We start from the raw sequence: 16,240 nt of genomic DNA on the forward strand, positions 1-16,240 counted from the left end.
GATTCGTCCATTCGGCGGTACCGGTAGCAGGCCGCTTACGGGGGCGTCGCGGTCCAGGCCTGCCCGGCGGCGGCCTTGTCGTATCCGTACTGGTAAAGCGCGCGCATATAGGCGGTGTCGAAGCCCTGCGTTTCCGGCGCCGGATAGTCGCGTTCGATGTAGGACAGATGGAAACCCAGCCGGTTGCGCCGGGCGAAATCATAGGTCGAGAGGATGACGGAGCGCGTCTGCGCCTGCGTGATCGCCGAAATGCTGCGCGAGGCGACGTCGATCGTCGAGTTCGACACCAGCTCGAAGTTGCCCTCGAGCTTCTTGTTGACGAGGATGTAGATGTTCATGCGGCCGTTGGCGGGCCAGCTACGCTCGCGGAACAGCAGCGCGTCTGGCAGCGTCAGCACCGGCGCGGTCACGCCGCCGTCGACATGCATCTCCTGGAAGCGGCGGCCCTGGCCCTCGGCGTCGATCATGATCGGCGGAAACACCAGCGGGATGCTGGCGGAGGCGGCCATCACGTCGCGAAACAGCTGCAGCGCCTCGGGCGTTCCGACCGCGGCGATCCGTCCCATGTCCCAGATCACCGTGCGCTGGGTGTCGAGATCGGTGGTGACGATCAGGAGCTTTCGGCCCTTGGCGTTTTCGCGCGCCACCTCGCTCAGGATCTCCGGCCCGACGTAGCGCGCCACCAGTTCGCGCAGCCGCTTGTTGCCGAACAGGCCGGAGCCGAACAGCACCTGCATCAGGCTCGGATCCTGCAGCAGGCTTTCCGCGACGCCCGAGGTGTAGACCTCTTTCAGCGTGTCGTCGTAGCGCGGGCCAAGGAAGGCAAAGGGCGCAATCAGCCCGCCGGTGCTGACGCCGGAAACAACCGAAAAGGCCGGGCGGTTGCCGGCCGCAGTCCATCCGTTGAGGACGCCCACGCCATAGGCCCCGTCGGCGCCGCCGCCGGAGAGGGCGAGATAGGTCTTGATCGGGGCGAGGTCGCTCTTCTCGAGCTTGAATTTTGACGCCGGCTCGTCGGCATAGCGGCGCAGCCCGTCGAGGTCGAGCACCCGCGCATTGGCGGCATCGGCGGCCGTGTAGGGCATCCGCGGCAGCGAGCTGCAGGCCGCCAGCGCCAAGGCGAGGCCGCACAGCAGGACCGCTTGCCGGATCGTGCGGGCGGCCGTCATCCGAGGGCCGGCGCCGGCGGGCCGGGCGCTAGGGGGTGAGACCATCTCTGCCAGTCACGTTCGCGGATTGACGTCGCTGCGGAAGCCGGTTGCCATATTGTCGTAATAAAACGACACTGTTTCGTTTTGTTTAGCGGGGCGGACGATGCAAGGCAAGCGTCCGGCCGGTTGCCCGTGTTCACGAAGTCGCGCGAGGGCCGTTATCCGACGGGTTGATCGGGCACCGGCGACACGCAATAAGCAGCCGCATGAATCTTCCCAATCATTTCGAACTGCTGGCAACCGACGGCGCCGCCCGCACCGGGCGCCTGACCACGCCGCACGGCCTCGTGCGGACGCCGGCCTTCATGCCGGTCGGCACCGCGGGCGCGATGAAGGGCATGCATTGGCGCGAGGTGCGCGATGCCGGCGCCGATATCGTGCTCGGCAACACCTATCACCTGATGCTGCGGCCCGGCGCCGAGCGCATTGCCGGGCTTGGCGGCCTGCAGCGCTTCACCGGCTGGGGCGGCCCGATGTTGACGGATTCCGGCGGCTTCCAGGTGATGTCGCTGTCGGAGCTGCGCAAGGTGACCGAGAAGGCCGTGACCTTCCGCTCGCATATCGACGGCACCAAGGTCGAGCTGTCGCCGGAGCGCTCGATCGAGGTGCAGCGGCTGCTCGGCTCCGATATCGCCATGCAGATGGACGAGTGCGTCCGGCTGCCGGCCGAGCGCGCCGACATCGAGCGCGCGATGCAGCTGTCGCTGCGCTGGGCCGAGCGCTCCAAGCGCGCCTTCGAGGCGGCACCGGACGGCTACATGCTGTTCGGCATCGTACAGGGCGGCGACGTCCCGGATCTGCGGCACGCCAGCGCGCGCGGGCTGACCGACATCGGCTTTCACGGTTACGCGATCGGAGGGCTCGCGGTCGGCGAGCCGCAGGCGGTGATGCTGGCGATGATCGAGGAGACCGCGCCGGCGCTCCCGGTCGATCGGCCGCGTTATCTGATGGGCGTCGGCACGCCGGAGGACATCCTCGAGGCGGTGGCGCGCGGCGTCGACATGTTCGACTGTGTGATGCCGACACGGAACGGACGCCACGGCATGGCGTTCACCCGCTTCGGGCAGATCAACCTGCGCAACGCCCGGCACGTCGACGATCCGCGTCCGCTCGACGACGAGAGTCCGTGGCCGGCGGCGAACGGCTATTCGCGCGCCTATCTGCATCATCTGGTGCGATCGGGCGAAACACTTGGGGCAATGCTGCTGTCCGAAATCAACGTCGCCTATTACCAGCAGCTGATGCGGGGCATCCGCGATGCGGTGGCGAACGGCACGTTCGAGGACTTCAGAACGAAAACGCGCGCCGGTTGGGCGCGCGGTGACATCGCTCCAAGATGAGCTGTGTGATCAGTTGCACACGATCGGTTTCACCGCGTGCTTGGTCACGAACCCGTAACCGCAGTTGTCGCAGGTCCAGAGATAGCTGATCAGATTGTCGAACAGGTACGCGGAGGCTTCCGCCGCTACCATGGAGTCAGCACACACCGGACAGGTCGGCAAATCGCAGCCGCGCGGATCGGGCCTGGACGCTGTGGTCGACAGAACTTCAGCGAGAGCTGGCATGTGACCTCCTTTGCGTTCTGAGCTGCACCTGACGAAAGTATATAGACGCATTTGTTTGACCTTGTCGCAACACAAATGCGTAGGTTTTACGTAATTTGCGTAGGTTCTTATTTTGCGATGCAACGAATCCGCGCCACGGCGGTTTCTCACTTGCGCGTCATGATGCGCTGCTTCTAATGAGACAAGACCGCATATTTTCAGCACATCCCGCTACAGGAGCCGCTTGATGGACGCGCCGTCGACAACGAGTGCAGTGCAACCCGGACGCGGCCGCGTCTTTGACTCCATCGTCGATGCGATCGGCTCTACGCCGATCGTGCGGCTGCGCAGATTGCCGCAGGCGGCTAGCATCAACGCGACGATCCTCGCCAAGCTGGAATACTTCAATCCAGCGGCCAGCGTGAAAGACCGCATCGGCGCGGCGATGATCGTGGCGATGGAGAAGGCCGGCATCATCAACGCCGACACGGTGCTGATCGAGCCGACCTCGGGCAACACCGGGATCGCGCTCGCCTATGTCGCGGCCTCGCGCGGCTATCGGCTCAAGCTCGTCATGCCGGAATCGATGTCGATCGAGCGGCGGCGGATGCTCGCCTTTCTCGGCGCGGAGATTGTGCTGACGCCGGCCGCGCAGGGCATGAAGGGTTCGATCGCGACCGCGGAAGAACTGGTGCGCACGACGCCCAACGCTGTCATGCCGCAGCAGTTCAAGAACCTCGCCAATCCCGAGATCCATCGCCGCACCACCGCCGAGGAGATCTGGAACGACACCGGCGGCAACATCGATTACTTCGTCGCCGGCGTCGGCACCGGCGGCACCATCACCGGCGTTGGTCAGGTGCTGAAGCCGCGCAAGCCGTCATTGCGCGTCGTCGCGGTGGAGCCGGAAGAGAGCCCGGTGCTGTCGGGCGGCCAGCACACGCCGCACAAGATCCAGGGCATCGGCGCAGGCTTCATCCCTGACATCCTCGACCGCTCCGTGATCGACGAGATCGTCAAGGTCAACAGCGCGACCGCGATCGAGACCGCGCGCGAGCTGGCGCGCAACGAAGGCATCCCCGGCGGTATCTCGTCGGGCGCCGCGATCGCAGCCGCCTTGCAGATCGGCAAGCGGCCGGAAGCGGCCGGCAAAACCATTCTGGCGATTGTGCCGTCATTCTCGGAGCGCTATCTCTCCACGGTACTGTTTGAAGGAATCTGAGACACAGGAATCCAACATATGGCCGACCAGCCGAGGCGACCGCGAACCCTGAGCGATGCCCGCAGCGAAGCCGAGGCGGCGTTCAAGCGCGCCACCACCAAGGTCGCGGACGCGGTGCCAAAGACCGTCGCTGTCCCCGGCGTCCGCGAGCCAGTCACGCTGCGGATCGATCAGGACGTGCTGGAGTATTTCCAGGCGGGCGGCCCCGGGTGGCAGGACCGCATCAACGCGGCGCTGCGCAAGGCCGCCGGAAAGTAACGCGCTTTCGAAACCAGGAGGCCCGGGATGATCCCCGGGCATTTGGCTGGCAGGGCGCGGCGGCGCTACGCGCGCACGGCGCGGGCGTCACCTTGCGCGCGCCGGCTTCCTTGCGGTTGGTTTCAGGTTCATGAGGTTGCCCGCCAGGATCATGGCCGCGCCGAGCACCGTGTAGACGTCGAGCCTTTCGGCATAGATCAGCCAGCCGGCGATCGCCGTCAGCGGCACGCGGACGAAATCCATCGGGATCACGACAGTCGCGTCGGCGTGGAGCAGGGCGCGCGCCATGCAATAGTGCGAGAAGGTGCCGCAGAACGCGATCACGACGAGCCAGCCCCAGGTCGAGAGCGGCGGCCAGGTCCAAACGTAGAGGGCAGGCCCGATGCTCGCGAGCGATTGCACCACCAGCATCCAGAACATGATCGTCAGCGTCTGCTCGGTCCGCGTCAGCGACTTGACCACAGCGACCGAGATGCCGAAGCCGACCGCCGCGGCAAGCGCGATCAGCTGGCCCGGATTGATCGCGCCGGCCGCCGGCCGCACGATCACGAATACGCCGACAAGGCCAAGCACGATCGCGACGATCTTCCACGCCGTCATCCGCTCGCCGAGAAAGCTCGCCGCAAGGATCGCGGTCCAGATCGGCATCGTGAACTCGATCGCAACCACCTGGCCGATCGGGATCAATGTCAGCGCAAAGAACCAGCCGAGCTGCGCGCAAAAATGGATCAGGTTGCGCGCGATATGGACGTGCACCCGTGCCGTCTTCACGATCGCAAACCCGCCATTCATGTAGATCAGCGGATAGAGCATCGCGAAGCCGAGCACGCCGCGAACGGCCATCAGCTGGAAGACGTTGACCTCGCGCGTCGCCTCGCGGCCGGCCACCGCCACGATCAGCATCAGCGCGAGCCAGCCGGACATCCACAATGCTGCGCGGGTCTTTGAGGGCGTGCGATCCATGATGGGGAACGAGCGGAGGAGGGGTGCCCGGTATCGGCGAGCTGCCATGAATTTGCAACGCGCAATTCTGCCTGCGCGGTGATGCGTCACCCACGTGATCTCTGCTAAGCAGCATCGACTACGCTGTCATCCCGGGGCGCACGTGAAACGGGCGAACCCGGGATCTCGAGATTCCGGGTCTGGCTCTGCGAGCCATCCCGGAATGACTAACGCCATAAAGGAGGATCTGCTCATGCGTGTTTTGCAACCGGCCGAATGGTCGAAACCCCGCGGCTTCTCGCACGGTGTCGCGTTCGACGCGCCCGGCAAGTGGATCGTGCTGGCGGGGCAGACCGGCGGCGACGAGAAGGGCGACTACGCCCCCGACATGGCCGCCCAGGTCGGCACCGCGCTGAAGCGCATCATCAAACTGTTGAACGAAGCCGGTGCCGGCCCCGAGCACATCGTCCGCCTGACCTGGTACCTGACCAGTCGCAGCGAATATGAGGCCGCGGGCGCCGGTATCGGCGCGGCGTGGAAGGAGACGCTCGGGCATAATTTCCCGCCGTCGACGCTACTCTATATCGGCGGGCTGGTCGATCAGCGGGCCAAGGTCGAGATCGAGGTCACGGCATTCGTGCCTGCGGCATAGCACCGCTGGGGAGTAAACAAAAAGCCCTCGGGGATGACCCGAGGGCTTTGCACGTTGGAGCGCGGATCGATTACTTCGACAGCACGATGCTGGCGCCGCGGAACTGGCTGTCGGCCCTGATGGTAACGGCCTGCTTGTTGCCGGTGGTGCGCATCGAGATGTCGGCATTGAAGCCGGGAGCGCTTGCAACGACTTGGAAGTTGCCGCCGCCGCCGCGACCCTGCAACGAGCCGCTGACATTGCGGCTGGACTCGCTCCAATTGCCGCTGACCGCGCTGCCTTCGGCCTGCACATCGGCCGCCAGGTTGAACTTGTAGGCGTCGCTGGCGCAGGTCAGGCTCATGGTCATGCGGGGCCCACCGACGTGATAAGTGGCGCGGCAGCGGATGCGCTCGCTGGAGCCGTCATCCAGCATGACCGAGCCGGCGCCCGACCAGGTGCCTGCCATGCCGGCGAACGGGCCGGACTGGGCATGGCCCGTGGTGCTTGCGAGTGTGGTCACGAAAAACGCGGCGGCTGCAAATGCTGGCCGCCGCGCGATGGCGAAGAAACTTGATAGGCTGGTGATCTTACTGACGGGACGCTTCCCATCGGCCGCTGCACGGTACGCCAGCTGATGCCCCATTCCACTTCCCCGATCCGGAGTTGCCACTGAGTTGTCCGTTCGCATATGCACCATTGATCGAGACTCGCACAAGTCCCCCGCTGCCGACGGTGCCGGAGATCGCCGCGCCCTGGGCCGAGATCTTTCCTTCAGCGACGGTCACGGTCGAGCTCTGCGACGGTTCGCAACTGCCGGTCTTGGTGACGACGGTGACGTTCCAAAGGCCGTCATAAGGCTGCTGAGCGGACACGGGAGCAGCGGTGAGGGCGGCGGCCGAGGCGACCGTAGTGACCAAAATCAGGTCGCGAATGCGGATCGAACGCATGAATCAAATCCCTGTAATTTCGTGTGATGACGCGGCTTATCCTGTCACAATGTGTTCAAAATTTGCTGCGTCGCGGGGTCCCCAAATGTTCCTGTGAACTCAAACACATCATAGTGAATTCGGTTCCGGATCAGGAACGGAAAATCCGAGCGTGGCTTTTCCGAACGAGGTATTTATATACTCTAGCTCGGATTAGTGTTTGCCAGGGCTCAGATTCGGCGCCTTGGTCGCAAACTGCTCATCCTGGACCTTGGCCGGCAGCGCGCCGTTGACCTTGCCATAGTCGATGACCTGGGCGAGCAGACGCAAACCGAGCGGCGCCAGCGCGCGCTCCCACAGCTCGCGGGCGGTCTCGCCTTTCTTGACGAACACCCAGTCCTGCGCGGCGATCGCGCCGGCGTCCATGCGGTCGGCGAGGTGATAGATGCTGCCGCCGGCGATCGGATCGCCTTCCTTGATGGTCCATTCCACCGCCGCGATGCCGCGGTGGCGCGGCAGCAGCGACGGGTGGTAGCCGATGCCGCCGAGCTTGGACGCGGCAAGCGCCTCCCTGCTGACCCGGGCGTGGCTGTGGGCGGTCACGATCAGGTCGGTATCCGGCGCAATCTCGGCGGCCGTCACCAGCTTGGGATCGGCCTGGACAACGACCTCGATGCCGGCCGCCCTGGCCGCTGCCGCCAGCCGGTCCTCGCCGTCATGCACGACCACCCTGACCAGCGTGACGTGGTGTTCGCGCAGCATGTTCAGGGTCGTCACGCCGAAATGGCGGGAACCGACAAGGGTAATGCGCATGGGGATCTATTCCGTGGGGTTTACTCGGGGTTTACTCGGGGATTGCTCGGGCCGCCGCTATGCCGATAGCACACCGCGGCCGCCTGTTTCGCTGTCTTGCCGCTTATCAACAGGACGGCCCGGTGGCAAATGTCAGGCCGCCGGCTGCTTGCTGGCCAAAACCTTGTCGATGCGCCGGCCGTCGAGGTCGACGATCTCAAATTCCCAGCCCTGCGCTGTGGTTTTCGCGCCGACATCGGGGATCGCGCCGAATTCATGCAGCAGGAAGCCGGCCGCGGTCTGGTACGGCCGCGGCGATGGCAGCGTGATGCCGAGCAGTTCGCTGAATTCCAGCGCCGGCATCCAGCCCGAGATCAGATAGGAGCCGTCGGCGCGCCGGACATAGGCGGGCTCGGCCGGGCCTTCCTCGGTGTGGAAGGCGCCGACGATGGCCTCGAGGATGTCGGCGCTGGTCACGACGCCCTGAAAGGTGCCGTACTCGTCGTGGACGAGGCCGATATGCACTCTGGAGTCGCGCAGGATCGCAACCACGTCGCGGGCGTCGACGGTCTCCGGAATGATCGGCGCATCGCGCGTCAGCGCGCGGATGTCGGGCGTCTGGCCCGCGAGGTAGACGTCGAGCACGTCCTTGGCCTGCACGATGCCGAGCGCATGATCGCGGTTGCCGTCGAACACCACGCAGCGCGAGTGACTGCTCTTTTGTAGCGTCGCCAGGATCTCGGCCGCGGGGGCGGCGAGGTCGATCAGGCTGACCTCGTGACGCGGCGTCATCACCGCGCCGACCGGCAGATCGCCGAGGCGCATCACGCCGGCGATCATCTCCTTTTCGCCGGGCTCGAGCACACCGGCGTTCTCGGCCTCCACCACCAGCGTCTTGATCTCGTCCTCGCTGATGCGGTCCTGCGCATCCTCGCGATGGCCGAGCACCCACAGCAGCAGCTTGCCGGAACGGTCGAGCAGCCACACCAGCGGCAGCGACAGCCGCGCCATCATGGTCATGGCCGGAGCGACCTTGACCGCGATCGACTCGGGATCGCGCAATGCGATCTGCTTCGGCACCAGCTCGCCGACGATCAGCGAGGCATAGGTGATCACGCCGACGACGAGGCCGACGCCGGCCGCGTCGGCGATGCCTGCGGACACCCCGAGCTCAAGCAGCCATTGGGTCAGACGCTGACCAAGCGTTGCGCCCGAGAAGGCGCCCGACAGCACGCCGATCAGCGTGATGCCGATCTGCACCGTGGAGAGGAACTTGCCGGGATCGGAGGCCAGTGCAAGTGCGCGGCGCGAACCGCTGACGCCTCGTTCGACCAGCGCCGCAAGGCGCGCCGGACGGGAGGAGACGATCGCGAGCTCCGACATCGACAACAGACCGTTGACGACGATCAAGACCGCCACGATCGCAAGTTCCAGATATAACACGGGAGTCCCTAAACATTGGCGGCATTGGCCGCTACACGACGCCCAATATAGGCATACCGGAGCGGTTTTGCTGTGCCTTGTCGGGCGTTCCTGCACAAGCAGAGGGTGCGTATGGCCAGCATGCAGCAGGAGATCGCGGCATTTTGGCGCGCTGGCATGTGTGACAGCCAGACAAACGCTGAGGCGCGATGAGATTGGGTTGAATCGTCATCGCGCTTCAGCCCATTGTTTGAGCATGATCTCAGCGCAAACGCCCTGCCTTTGTCGCGAGGGAAAGCCGCTTCGCACGTTTCCGGATCGTGCTCTAGGCGAGGATCCGCAGCGCCGGCTTGGCGAACGTCCTGCCCGATGAGGCGGGCTGCACCAGCATTCGTTTGGAGGCGGCTTGCAGTTGCACGCGCAAATCGGCGTTGCATTGCTTCATCTGGTTGCGCAATTCGCGGCGGGAGAAGGCGGTGAGCGAGGGGTCCGCGAGTTGCTGCCAGGCCCTGCGCAGCCATTCCTGCAGTTCGCGAATGTTCTGATCCAGAACCTTCTGATCAAACACGTCGGGCTGGGTCATGCCGCCAAATCCCACGAAGCGATCAGTTGCAAAGTAACGCTGATTCGCGTCGCTTCACCTAGCGCTATGTTGCGCAGGCGTGTTTGCGCCAGGGGAGATCGGCGGCGGCGGGCGCGTTCGTGTCCGCGTCAGCGAGCGTCGCCGGGTCCGGTGCGCAGCAAATCCAGCGCGACCGGCAGCGCGAGGAACAGCGCTGCCAGCATCGAGAGATGGCGCGTCTGCGCGGCGGTCAGGCCGAGATCGTATTGGGCGAGATAGGCCAGCATGATCGCGATGTAGGCGGCGACGCAGATTGCGACGGCGATGCTTCCGAAATCGGTCTTGCTGTCGGTCTTATCGTCCACGGCGGCACCACGTCGTTGCCGGAGGGTGTAGCGTGGCTCGGCTTCACCACCTATGAGCTGGATCACGGGCGAGGGGTTGCGCCGTCCAAATGGCTTCGTGCGTCACGACAGGAAAAACTGGCGGAGACAAATGTCGCGACCAGCATTCCGCAGCGACGTGGCTGCGACGCCCTTGAGAATCTCGCGGCGACCTAACCTGCCGGCAGCAGAAGCCTAGCGAGGCAGGCTGCCTTGCGGTTGGCTTCCACCGGGAAGCTTCACCGGAATGTGGGGCGAGGTGCTCACCACGCGGGGGCTTCCGTCGGAATGGGTCTGGCCGTTAAGCAATGTCTCGAGCAACAGAATGAATTTCTCGGCAAGCATGGGCGTAGCCCTCGTCGTCTAATGTCCTTATGTCGCGGCGCTCGGCGGAAAATTCGATCAACAAAATGCGAGTCGGACCGGCACCGCGATGTTGCAGCGCGGAGACTTCCCGGTGCAATCCGGGAGACTACCGGCACCCGCGTACAGCCTGCGCGTGGATGGTTGCCAGGTTGCTAACGATTGCCGGCGCTGCGCGTGATGGCGCTCACCGTTCCTTCAAGGATGCACGTTAATGATAGGGGTATGGATCGTGATCAGGACATCGACGAGGGATTCGGATCGGCGCTGCGCCGCAGCTACGGACAGCTGGCCTGGTGGATTGTACGACTTAACCGCGTGCTCGAACCGTCGCGCGCCGCCGAACCACCGCGCACCCAATTGCCGCCGCGGCCAGCCGTTCCGCCACGGCGACCTGTCCCGCCGCGCCCCGAATAGACCCCACCGGAATACCGGCTTCCGCTGTATCGGCCGCGCGGCCGGACTGCTATTCATGCGCCATCCGCGGACCCCTCCGGTCCGCCGTTTTTGACGATGCGGCCGCGCGGCCGCGCAAGCGACGAGGGACGAATGCGATGATTGAGACGGTTGGCATTATCGGCGCCGGGACCATGGGCAACGGCATCGCGCAGATCTGCGCGGCAGCAGGCCTCGGCGTGACCATGGTGGATATCTCCGACGCGGCGGTCCAGCGCGGCCTGAAGACGGTCGGAAGCAGTCTCGATCGGCTGGTCGCCAAGGAGAAGATGACCGCGGCCGACCGCGACGCGACGCTCGGGCGCATCAACGCGACCACCGACAAGGCCAAGCTCGCCGCCTGCGATCTCGTGATCGAAGCCGCGACCGAGAACGAGGAGCTGAAGATCAAGATCCTGAAGGATCTCTGTGCGGGGCTGAAGCCGAGCGCGCTGGTCGCAACCAACACCTCCTCGATCTCGATCACTCGCCTTGCGGCCTCGACCGATCGTCCCGACCGCTTCATCGGGATGCATTTCTTCAATCCGGTGCCGGTGATGGCGCTGCTCGAATTGATCCGGGGCTTGCAGACCTCCGACGACACCGTCGCCAAGGCCGAAGCCTTCGCCAAGCGGGTCGGCAAGGTGGCGATCACGGCGAAGAACAGCCCCGGCTTCGCGGTGAACCGCATCCTGTGCCCGATGATCAACGAGGCGATCTTCGCGCTGCAGGAAGGCATTGCGACCGCCGAGGAGATCGATGCCGGCATGAAGCTCGGCTGCAATCATCCGATCGGCCCGCTCGCGCTTGCCGATCTGATCGGGCTCGACACCATGCTGTCGGTGATGGAGGTGTTCTACACCGGCTTCAACGACCCCAAATACCGGCCGGCGCCGCTGCTGAAGGAGATGGTCGATGCCGGCCATCTCGGCCGCAAGACCGGGCAGGGGTTCTACAGCTACAGCAAGTGAGGCCGGCGCGCGCCTGACCCCGTAATCATCCGGGATGGATCGCGCGGACAAGGTCGCGTATCGACAAGACCTGATCCGCCACGAGGCGGGGGACATCAGAAACGAGGCCCGGTCTCCTAGGCACACCGGGCCTCGTTTTTTGTGGGATACCGGACTCAGTCGGCCGATGCGACCGGCGTGATGCTGGTTTCCTCGGGATCGGCGCCGAACAGGCCGACGAGATACTTGTAGTAGTCCGGCATCTTCTCCTTCAGCGTGGCGCGCGTATAGGGTTCGTGCTCGGAATCCTTGCCGGCCAGGAAGATGCTCGCTGTCACCGCGAAGAACTCCTGCTGGTTCTTCAGCGCGTAGGCCTCCTTGGCGAACAGCTCCTTCGACTTCGCCTGGCTGAGGAAGGCCTTGATGCCCTTGTTCTCATAGCCGTTCGGCATCAGCCGGGCGTGATAGGCATGAAGGAATTCGTGCAGCAGTACCGGCTCCTTCGCGTAGCGCATCATGTTCGGACGCATCCTGATGATGCCGATGCCGGAATCGAGCGCAAGCGCGAGCGGATCCGAATTGGTCCATTGCTGCTTGTCGTGATCCCAGATGGTGACGTCGCGCGTCGTGCCGCGGTCCCATTCCGGTGGCGTCAGGCCATAGCAGGCCGCTGCCGCGCCTTCGTCGAGACACGCCATCTCGCTGGCAACGATCGGCACGCGATGGAAGAACTGCAGCACCTTCGGGCTGAAGCCTGCGGTTTCCACGACGTCGAGCTGGCGGCGGACCATATCGGCGATGCTGGTGACGTCCTTGCGGTCGGCGTTCTCGGATAGATCGAAGACGTAGCCGCGATATTTCTCGACGCTGCCCGGTGCCGCCTCGGACGGCCCCGACGTTCGTGGTCCGGCAACGGCCGGCCCGACCGCAAGTGACAGGATCATTGAAGCAATGAGCGCGCTGCGCATGATTATCCCCCGTGCGACGAGCCTCTCCGGGTGTCGTCGTCCATTGAGCCGCGCGGGAGACTAGGGCAGCCGCCTTGCGGCGCGCTTAAGTCGTACATTTCAACCGCGTATCCCCGATTAGGCGTCGGTTAACTACATGCGCTGGGATGGCCCGGCGGGCAGCGGGCCAGCGGGGTGTGGAGGCCGCGAGGGCCGATGACCGGTCAGCCGGTGCTCACCGTGCCGCGAGCGGGCTTTGAACGATCGTCACAGCTTCTTGAGGCGGTCCCCGGAAACCTCGCAGATCGTGCCGGCGTACCTAGATCAGCGGCTGGGTGCCGATTGAGCAAGGAAACACGATCATGCGCAGGACGAATTGGGCAATTCTGGCGTTCGCGGCGCTCGGAACGAGCTGGATTGTCGGTTCCGCGTCGCCTGCGGCGGCCGATCCCTATGAGTATCCCTGGTGCATCCAGGGCCGGCAGGAGGGATATCCCGGCTATTGCGGCTACCAGACCTATCAGCAGTGCCAGGCATCCGCCTCGGGCCGTGACGCCTATTGCGGCATCAATCCGCGCGTTGCCTTCAGCCAGCAGCGGATGGCACCGCGGGCGTTCCGCTGAGCGGTGTGAGGAGGTCGGGCCAAGCGACCGTCGGGCACGATGGTTGCATAGCTGACGGTCGGATCATTTTTTTTGCCTTGGAGCGAACATGGGCGAGATCATCAGGTTCATCTCGAAGTCCGAACGCGAGCGCGCGCGTCTGATCCGCGAGGCGCGTGCGAACTATGAGCGCATCTTTCCATCGGCCGATCCGGCTGATGCGCAAGGCGCCGCAGACGAGGGCAGCGGCGAGGCGTCGTCGAAGCCGTAGCGCAGGTCATGCGCGCAAGGGGAGGCGGAGCGGCGATGTGGCAGCGTTTGTGGCAGCGGTCATGGCAAACTTGGACGATCGACAAGCCGGCCGCGCTTGGCGATTGGCTGTGGCAGATCCTGGTCGTTGAGCTCGCCGCCTTGCTCGATCGGCTGACGTTACGGAAGCTGATCGCGCTGATCCCGGTTGCCATCGTGATCGGCGCCTATTGGCACCGGATTCCGCTCCCTCCCGAGTTGATGCTTGTTGGCGATGTGCTGGCCTATATCGACATCTTCTCAATGATCTTCCTGATCGGCTTCTTTACTCGCGTTGCGACGGTTGTGGCCGTTGTCAGGCAGGCCATCGATCTCGTCCGCGGCGTGATGCGGCATGTGCCGATGGCGCTGCACAGATTTGGCGTTCGTCACCGTCGTGCCAAGGACAGCACGCGCCGCAGGCGGCTCACCCATGCCAAGATAGATGACGATGGCGCCGCCGGCATGGCAAGCTTGGCGTGGGCCTAGTTCGACGCGATGTGGTGGTGACGAACGCGATCGCGGCGCCTATCGCGGCTGTCCGGCCTGCTGATCGCCGTCATCCGCCTGGAGCCGGGCCGGGCTGCGCGCGGAAGCGCCGTCCTGGCTCCGCCGGTGCGAACTGGAGAGGTCGGTCGCGCCGTGCTGGGATCGATGAAACGCGATACCCATCTGGAAACTCCAGACGCCGAACAGCAGTGCGCCTGCCACACAGGCCGCCACGAAAGCCCAATCGCGTTTCCTCATCGGTCCAACAAAGCCAATTCGATACCGCATCAACCGCGCATGTTCCAAAGCTCGCCAAGCGAGACAGCCGCATTGTGAAACGATTGCACGCGCTTGTCGATCCGCGCAGCTCACCCTCGCATCGGTCACGGAGCGGTGACTATCAAATCATGCGTCCAGAAACACTCCGACCAGATTGCCCGACCCCCGCAACAAACTTGCCAAACTTTCACTAGGTCGCCGGCGCACTGAGTTCGAAAATGCAGGAACCGATCGGACGATTCGCGAATGACCGAACTTGAGGAGCTCAGATATTTCGAGCATCAGTGCCTGGAGATGGCGGAGCAATCCACGCTGCCGGATGCTCGCCGAGCGCTTCAGATCCTGGCGCGCAATTATGCCGCTGCGGCCGAAATCGTCGAACGGCGCGCGCAATCCGCCAACACCGCGCTCGCGCAGCTGTTTCGATGTTTGAGGCTGTGACCGGTTGAGGGCGTGACAAGGGCGCCGCGTGCGCCGGTCATGACAACCGATCCCGATGGCGCAGATGCGGCTTGCCCTTTAAGCCGCCGACTTCGGGACGCTTTGGTCCCACGCCGTCGGCATCGAAATGCTTGAACACACCGGGCGACGCTGCCATCAGATTGCGCGGTCTCGGCGGCATGGCGCCGTCGGCAGTCGGAAGGCGAGGTGCTGCGATGTTCTCGCTGACTTTTCTGGGAACCTCGGCAAGTGTGCCGTCTCCCGAGCGCAATCACCCGGGCATCCTCGTCGAGGCAGCCGGCAGTCGTATTCTGGTCGATTGCGGCGAGGGAACGCAGCGCCAGCTGCTGCGGAGTGGCGCCGGCTTTCGACGGCTTGATCGCCTGCTGCTGACCCACGGGCATTTCGATCATGTGCTCGGTATCCCCGGGCTGTTTTCGACCCTCCGGTTGCGGCAAAGCTCGGATGCGATGACGATTCATGCCGGACCCGGCACGCTCGACGTCGTCGTCCGCATGCTGGCAGGCCTTTGGGGCGAGGGCAGAGCGCCGATCCCGCTTGATCTGGTGCCGTTGAGCGAGGGGCGAGTCCTCGACGCCGGCGAATTCACCATCGATTGCTTTCCGGTCCGCCACCGGGATACGGACAGCTTCGCTTTCTCCTTTCAGAGCGCGATGCGCCGGCATCTCCTCCCGGACCGGCTCCTCGCGCTGCGCGTGCCCGATGGGCCCGTTCGGCGGGAGCTGGCGGAGGGACGGCAGGTGAAGTTGGACGACGGTCGCACCATCGATCCGGAACTGGTGCTTGGTCCCACCCAGGGGCGAAGGAAGCTCGTCATCGTCGGTGATGCCGAAACCACCGAGGGCCTCGCCGAACACGTCGGGGACGCCGACCTGCTGGTGATCGAAGCGACGTTTCTCGAGCGTGACGCAGCCATCGCGCGCGACTACGGACATTTGACCGCCAGCGAAGCCGCCGCGCTCGCGGCGCGGAGCGGGGTCAAGCAGCTCATCCTCACGCACATCTCCGGCCGCTACCCGGACGAGGACATTCTGGCGGAAGCGACGAGGATTTTCTCGAACAGCCGGATAGCCGTCGACTTCGATCGCATCGCGATCTGAGTGCGCGCCGCCGCACGAACAACGTTTCATTAACCCGACTCACGCAACGTCATCCCAGGCCGTCTGGATGGGCCGCTTGCAGAAGGCCGCCACGAGTGACTACGTGGCGGCCTTTTGCGTGTCACAGTGCCAAGGGAGACGACCGATGGATTACGGCGCCTTCACCGACGCCAGCCTGAAGATGATGTATGAAGCCGTCCGCGGTGCGCTCAAGGCCGACGACCAATTCGAGGCGGCCGGCGAAGATCCAAGATTCCGCGTCCGCGCAACGCCCGAATGGAAACGGCATGCCGGCAGTCTCGAGGCAGAGATGCTGAAGCGCGGACTTCAGATCGACATCATCGACTGGACAGGCGGTCAGGGCGAATTGCCGTTGGCTTGATGGCTGAACTCTCGCAGCGCTCCGAATGTTCGCTCCGAATTGCCCGC

21 protein-coding genes are annotated in these 16,240 nt (G+C 64.6%); 11 read left to right on the plus strand and 10 right to left on the minus strand.

Features of this window, described 5'->3' with window-relative positions; translation table 11 throughout:
* Positions 1 to 35: 35 nt before the first annotated feature.
* A complete protein-coding gene (locus QJT82_RS17015) occupies positions 36 to 1,169 on the minus strand; it encodes a patatin-like phospholipase family protein (protein ID WP_028340737.1) in 1,134 nt (377 codons plus the stop codon).
* Positions 1,170 to 1,417: 248 nt separating this feature from the next.
* Between QJT82_RS17015 and tgt the strand changes: the two genes are divergently transcribed.
* Positions 1,418 to 2,551: a tRNA guanosine(34) transglycosylase Tgt gene (tgt, locus tag QJT82_RS17020; protein ID WP_028340736.1), complete on the plus strand. Its 1,134-nt coding sequence runs from the start codon at positions 1,418 to 1,420 to the stop codon at positions 2,549 to 2,551.
* A gap of 9 nt (positions 2,552 to 2,560) precedes the next feature.
* Here tgt and QJT82_RS17025 read toward each other — a convergent pair whose 3' ends face one another.
* Entirely contained in the window at positions 2,561 to 2,776 is a 216-nt protein-coding gene (locus QJT82_RS17025) for a hypothetical protein (RefSeq protein ID WP_028332087.1), read from the minus strand.
* Between the two features lie 226 nt (positions 2,777 to 3,002).
* Here QJT82_RS17025 and cysK point away from each other — a divergent pair, with 226 nt between their 5' ends.
* Positions 3,003 to 3,977 (plus strand): cysteine synthase A, encoded by a 975-nt coding sequence (gene cysK, locus QJT82_RS17030; RefSeq protein ID WP_028340735.1) that lies wholly within the window; start codon positions 3,003 to 3,005, stop codon positions 3,975 to 3,977.
* A gap of 18 nt (positions 3,978 to 3,995) precedes the next feature.
* A complete protein-coding gene (locus QJT82_RS17035; RefSeq protein ID WP_028340734.1) occupies positions 3,996 to 4,235 on the plus strand; it encodes a BrnA antitoxin family protein in 240 nt (79 codons plus the stop codon).
* Between the two features lie 87 nt (positions 4,236 to 4,322).
* Here QJT82_RS17035 and QJT82_RS17040 read toward each other — a convergent pair whose 3' ends face one another.
* Complete coding sequence (locus QJT82_RS17040; RefSeq protein ID WP_028340733.1) at positions 4,323 to 5,198, minus strand: DMT family transporter; 876 nt, start codon at positions 5,196 to 5,198, stop codon at positions 4,323 to 4,325.
* A 232-nt stretch (positions 5,199 to 5,430) separates the two neighbouring features.
* Here QJT82_RS17040 and QJT82_RS17045 point away from each other — a divergent pair, with 232 nt between their 5' ends.
* Positions 5,431 to 5,829, plus strand: a complete 399-nt coding sequence (locus QJT82_RS17045) for a RidA family protein (RefSeq protein ID WP_028340732.1) — start codon at positions 5,431 to 5,433, stop codon at positions 5,827 to 5,829.
* 70 nt (positions 5,830 to 5,899) lie between these two features.
* Here QJT82_RS17045 and QJT82_RS17050 read toward each other — a convergent pair whose 3' ends face one another.
* From QJT82_RS17050 to QJT82_RS17075, 6 genes are all read right to left on the minus strand, one after another.
* Positions 5,900 to 6,331, minus strand: a complete 432-nt coding sequence (locus QJT82_RS17050; RefSeq protein ID WP_245288715.1) for a hypothetical protein — start codon at positions 6,329 to 6,331, stop codon at positions 5,900 to 5,902.
* 67 nt (positions 6,332 to 6,398) lie between these two features.
* Entirely contained in the window at positions 6,399 to 6,758 is a 360-nt protein-coding gene (locus tag QJT82_RS17055) for a hypothetical protein (RefSeq protein ID WP_245288714.1), read from the minus strand.
* A 192-nt stretch (positions 6,759 to 6,950) separates the two neighbouring features.
* Positions 6,951 to 7,550, minus strand: coding sequence for a formyltransferase family protein (locus tag QJT82_RS17060; RefSeq protein WP_028340730.1), 600 nt, complete (start codon positions 7,548 to 7,550; stop codon positions 6,951 to 6,953).
* Positions 7,551 to 7,682: 132 nt separating this feature from the next.
* Positions 7,683 to 8,972: a hemolysin family protein gene (locus QJT82_RS17065; protein ID WP_028340729.1), complete on the minus strand. Its 1,290-nt coding sequence runs from the start codon at positions 8,970 to 8,972 to the stop codon at positions 7,683 to 7,685.
* 304 nt (positions 8,973 to 9,276) lie between these two features.
* On the minus strand, positions 9,277 to 9,534 hold the full coding sequence (locus QJT82_RS17070) for a hypothetical protein (protein WP_028340728.1): 258 nt from the start codon (positions 9,532 to 9,534) through the stop codon (positions 9,277 to 9,279).
* A gap of 128 nt (positions 9,535 to 9,662) precedes the next feature.
* Positions 9,663 to 9,878 (minus strand): hypothetical protein, encoded by a 216-nt coding sequence (locus QJT82_RS17075; RefSeq protein WP_028340727.1) that lies wholly within the window; start codon positions 9,876 to 9,878, stop codon positions 9,663 to 9,665.
* A gap of 935 nt (positions 9,879 to 10,813) precedes the next feature.
* Here QJT82_RS17075 and QJT82_RS17080 point away from each other — a divergent pair.
* Entirely contained in the window at positions 10,814 to 11,665 is an 852-nt protein-coding gene (locus QJT82_RS17080) for a 3-hydroxybutyryl-CoA dehydrogenase (RefSeq protein ID WP_018271573.1), read from the plus strand.
* Positions 11,666 to 11,820: 155 nt separating this feature from the next.
* Here the strand turns inward: QJT82_RS17080 and QJT82_RS17085 are convergent, their stop codons facing one another.
* Positions 11,821 to 12,612 (minus strand): hypothetical protein, encoded by a 792-nt coding sequence (locus QJT82_RS17085; RefSeq protein ID WP_028340726.1) that lies wholly within the window; start codon positions 12,610 to 12,612, stop codon positions 11,821 to 11,823.
* A gap of 341 nt (positions 12,613 to 12,953) precedes the next feature.
* Between QJT82_RS17085 and QJT82_RS17090 the strand changes: the two genes are divergently transcribed.
* From QJT82_RS17090 to QJT82_RS17115, 6 genes are all read left to right on the plus strand, one after another.
* Complete coding sequence (locus QJT82_RS17090; protein ID WP_028340725.1) at positions 12,954 to 13,214, plus strand: DUF3551 domain-containing protein; 261 nt, start codon at positions 12,954 to 12,956, stop codon at positions 13,212 to 13,214.
* An 88-nt stretch (positions 13,215 to 13,302) separates the two neighbouring features.
* Positions 13,303 to 13,464: a hypothetical protein gene (locus QJT82_RS17095; RefSeq protein WP_196238157.1), complete on the plus strand. Its 162-nt coding sequence runs from the start codon at positions 13,303 to 13,305 to the stop codon at positions 13,462 to 13,464.
* A 35-nt stretch (positions 13,465 to 13,499) separates the two neighbouring features.
* Positions 13,500 to 13,970 carry a hypothetical protein gene (locus tag QJT82_RS17100; RefSeq protein ID WP_245288713.1) on the plus strand — a complete coding sequence of 157 codons (471 nt, stop codon included), beginning with the start codon at positions 13,500 to 13,502 and terminating at the stop codon, positions 13,968 to 13,970.
* A 525-nt stretch (positions 13,971 to 14,495) separates the two neighbouring features.
* Complete coding sequence (locus QJT82_RS17105) at positions 14,496 to 14,690, plus strand: hypothetical protein (protein WP_016846119.1); 195 nt, start codon at positions 14,496 to 14,498, stop codon at positions 14,688 to 14,690.
* A 215-nt stretch (positions 14,691 to 14,905) separates the two neighbouring features.
* Complete coding sequence (locus QJT82_RS17110) at positions 14,906 to 15,811, plus strand: ribonuclease Z (RefSeq protein ID WP_028340722.1); 906 nt, start codon at positions 14,906 to 14,908, stop codon at positions 15,809 to 15,811.
* Positions 15,812 to 15,887: 76 nt separating this feature from the next.
* Complete coding sequence (locus QJT82_RS17115) at positions 15,888 to 16,193, plus strand: hypothetical protein (RefSeq protein ID WP_281446651.1); 306 nt, start codon at positions 15,888 to 15,890, stop codon at positions 16,191 to 16,193.
* Positions 16,194 to 16,240: the final 47 nt, after the last annotated feature.

The organism is Bradyrhizobium sp. Mp19 (assembly GCF_029952935.1).
GTDB lineage: Bacteria > Pseudomonadota > Alphaproteobacteria > Rhizobiales > Xanthobacteraceae > Bradyrhizobium > Bradyrhizobium elkanii.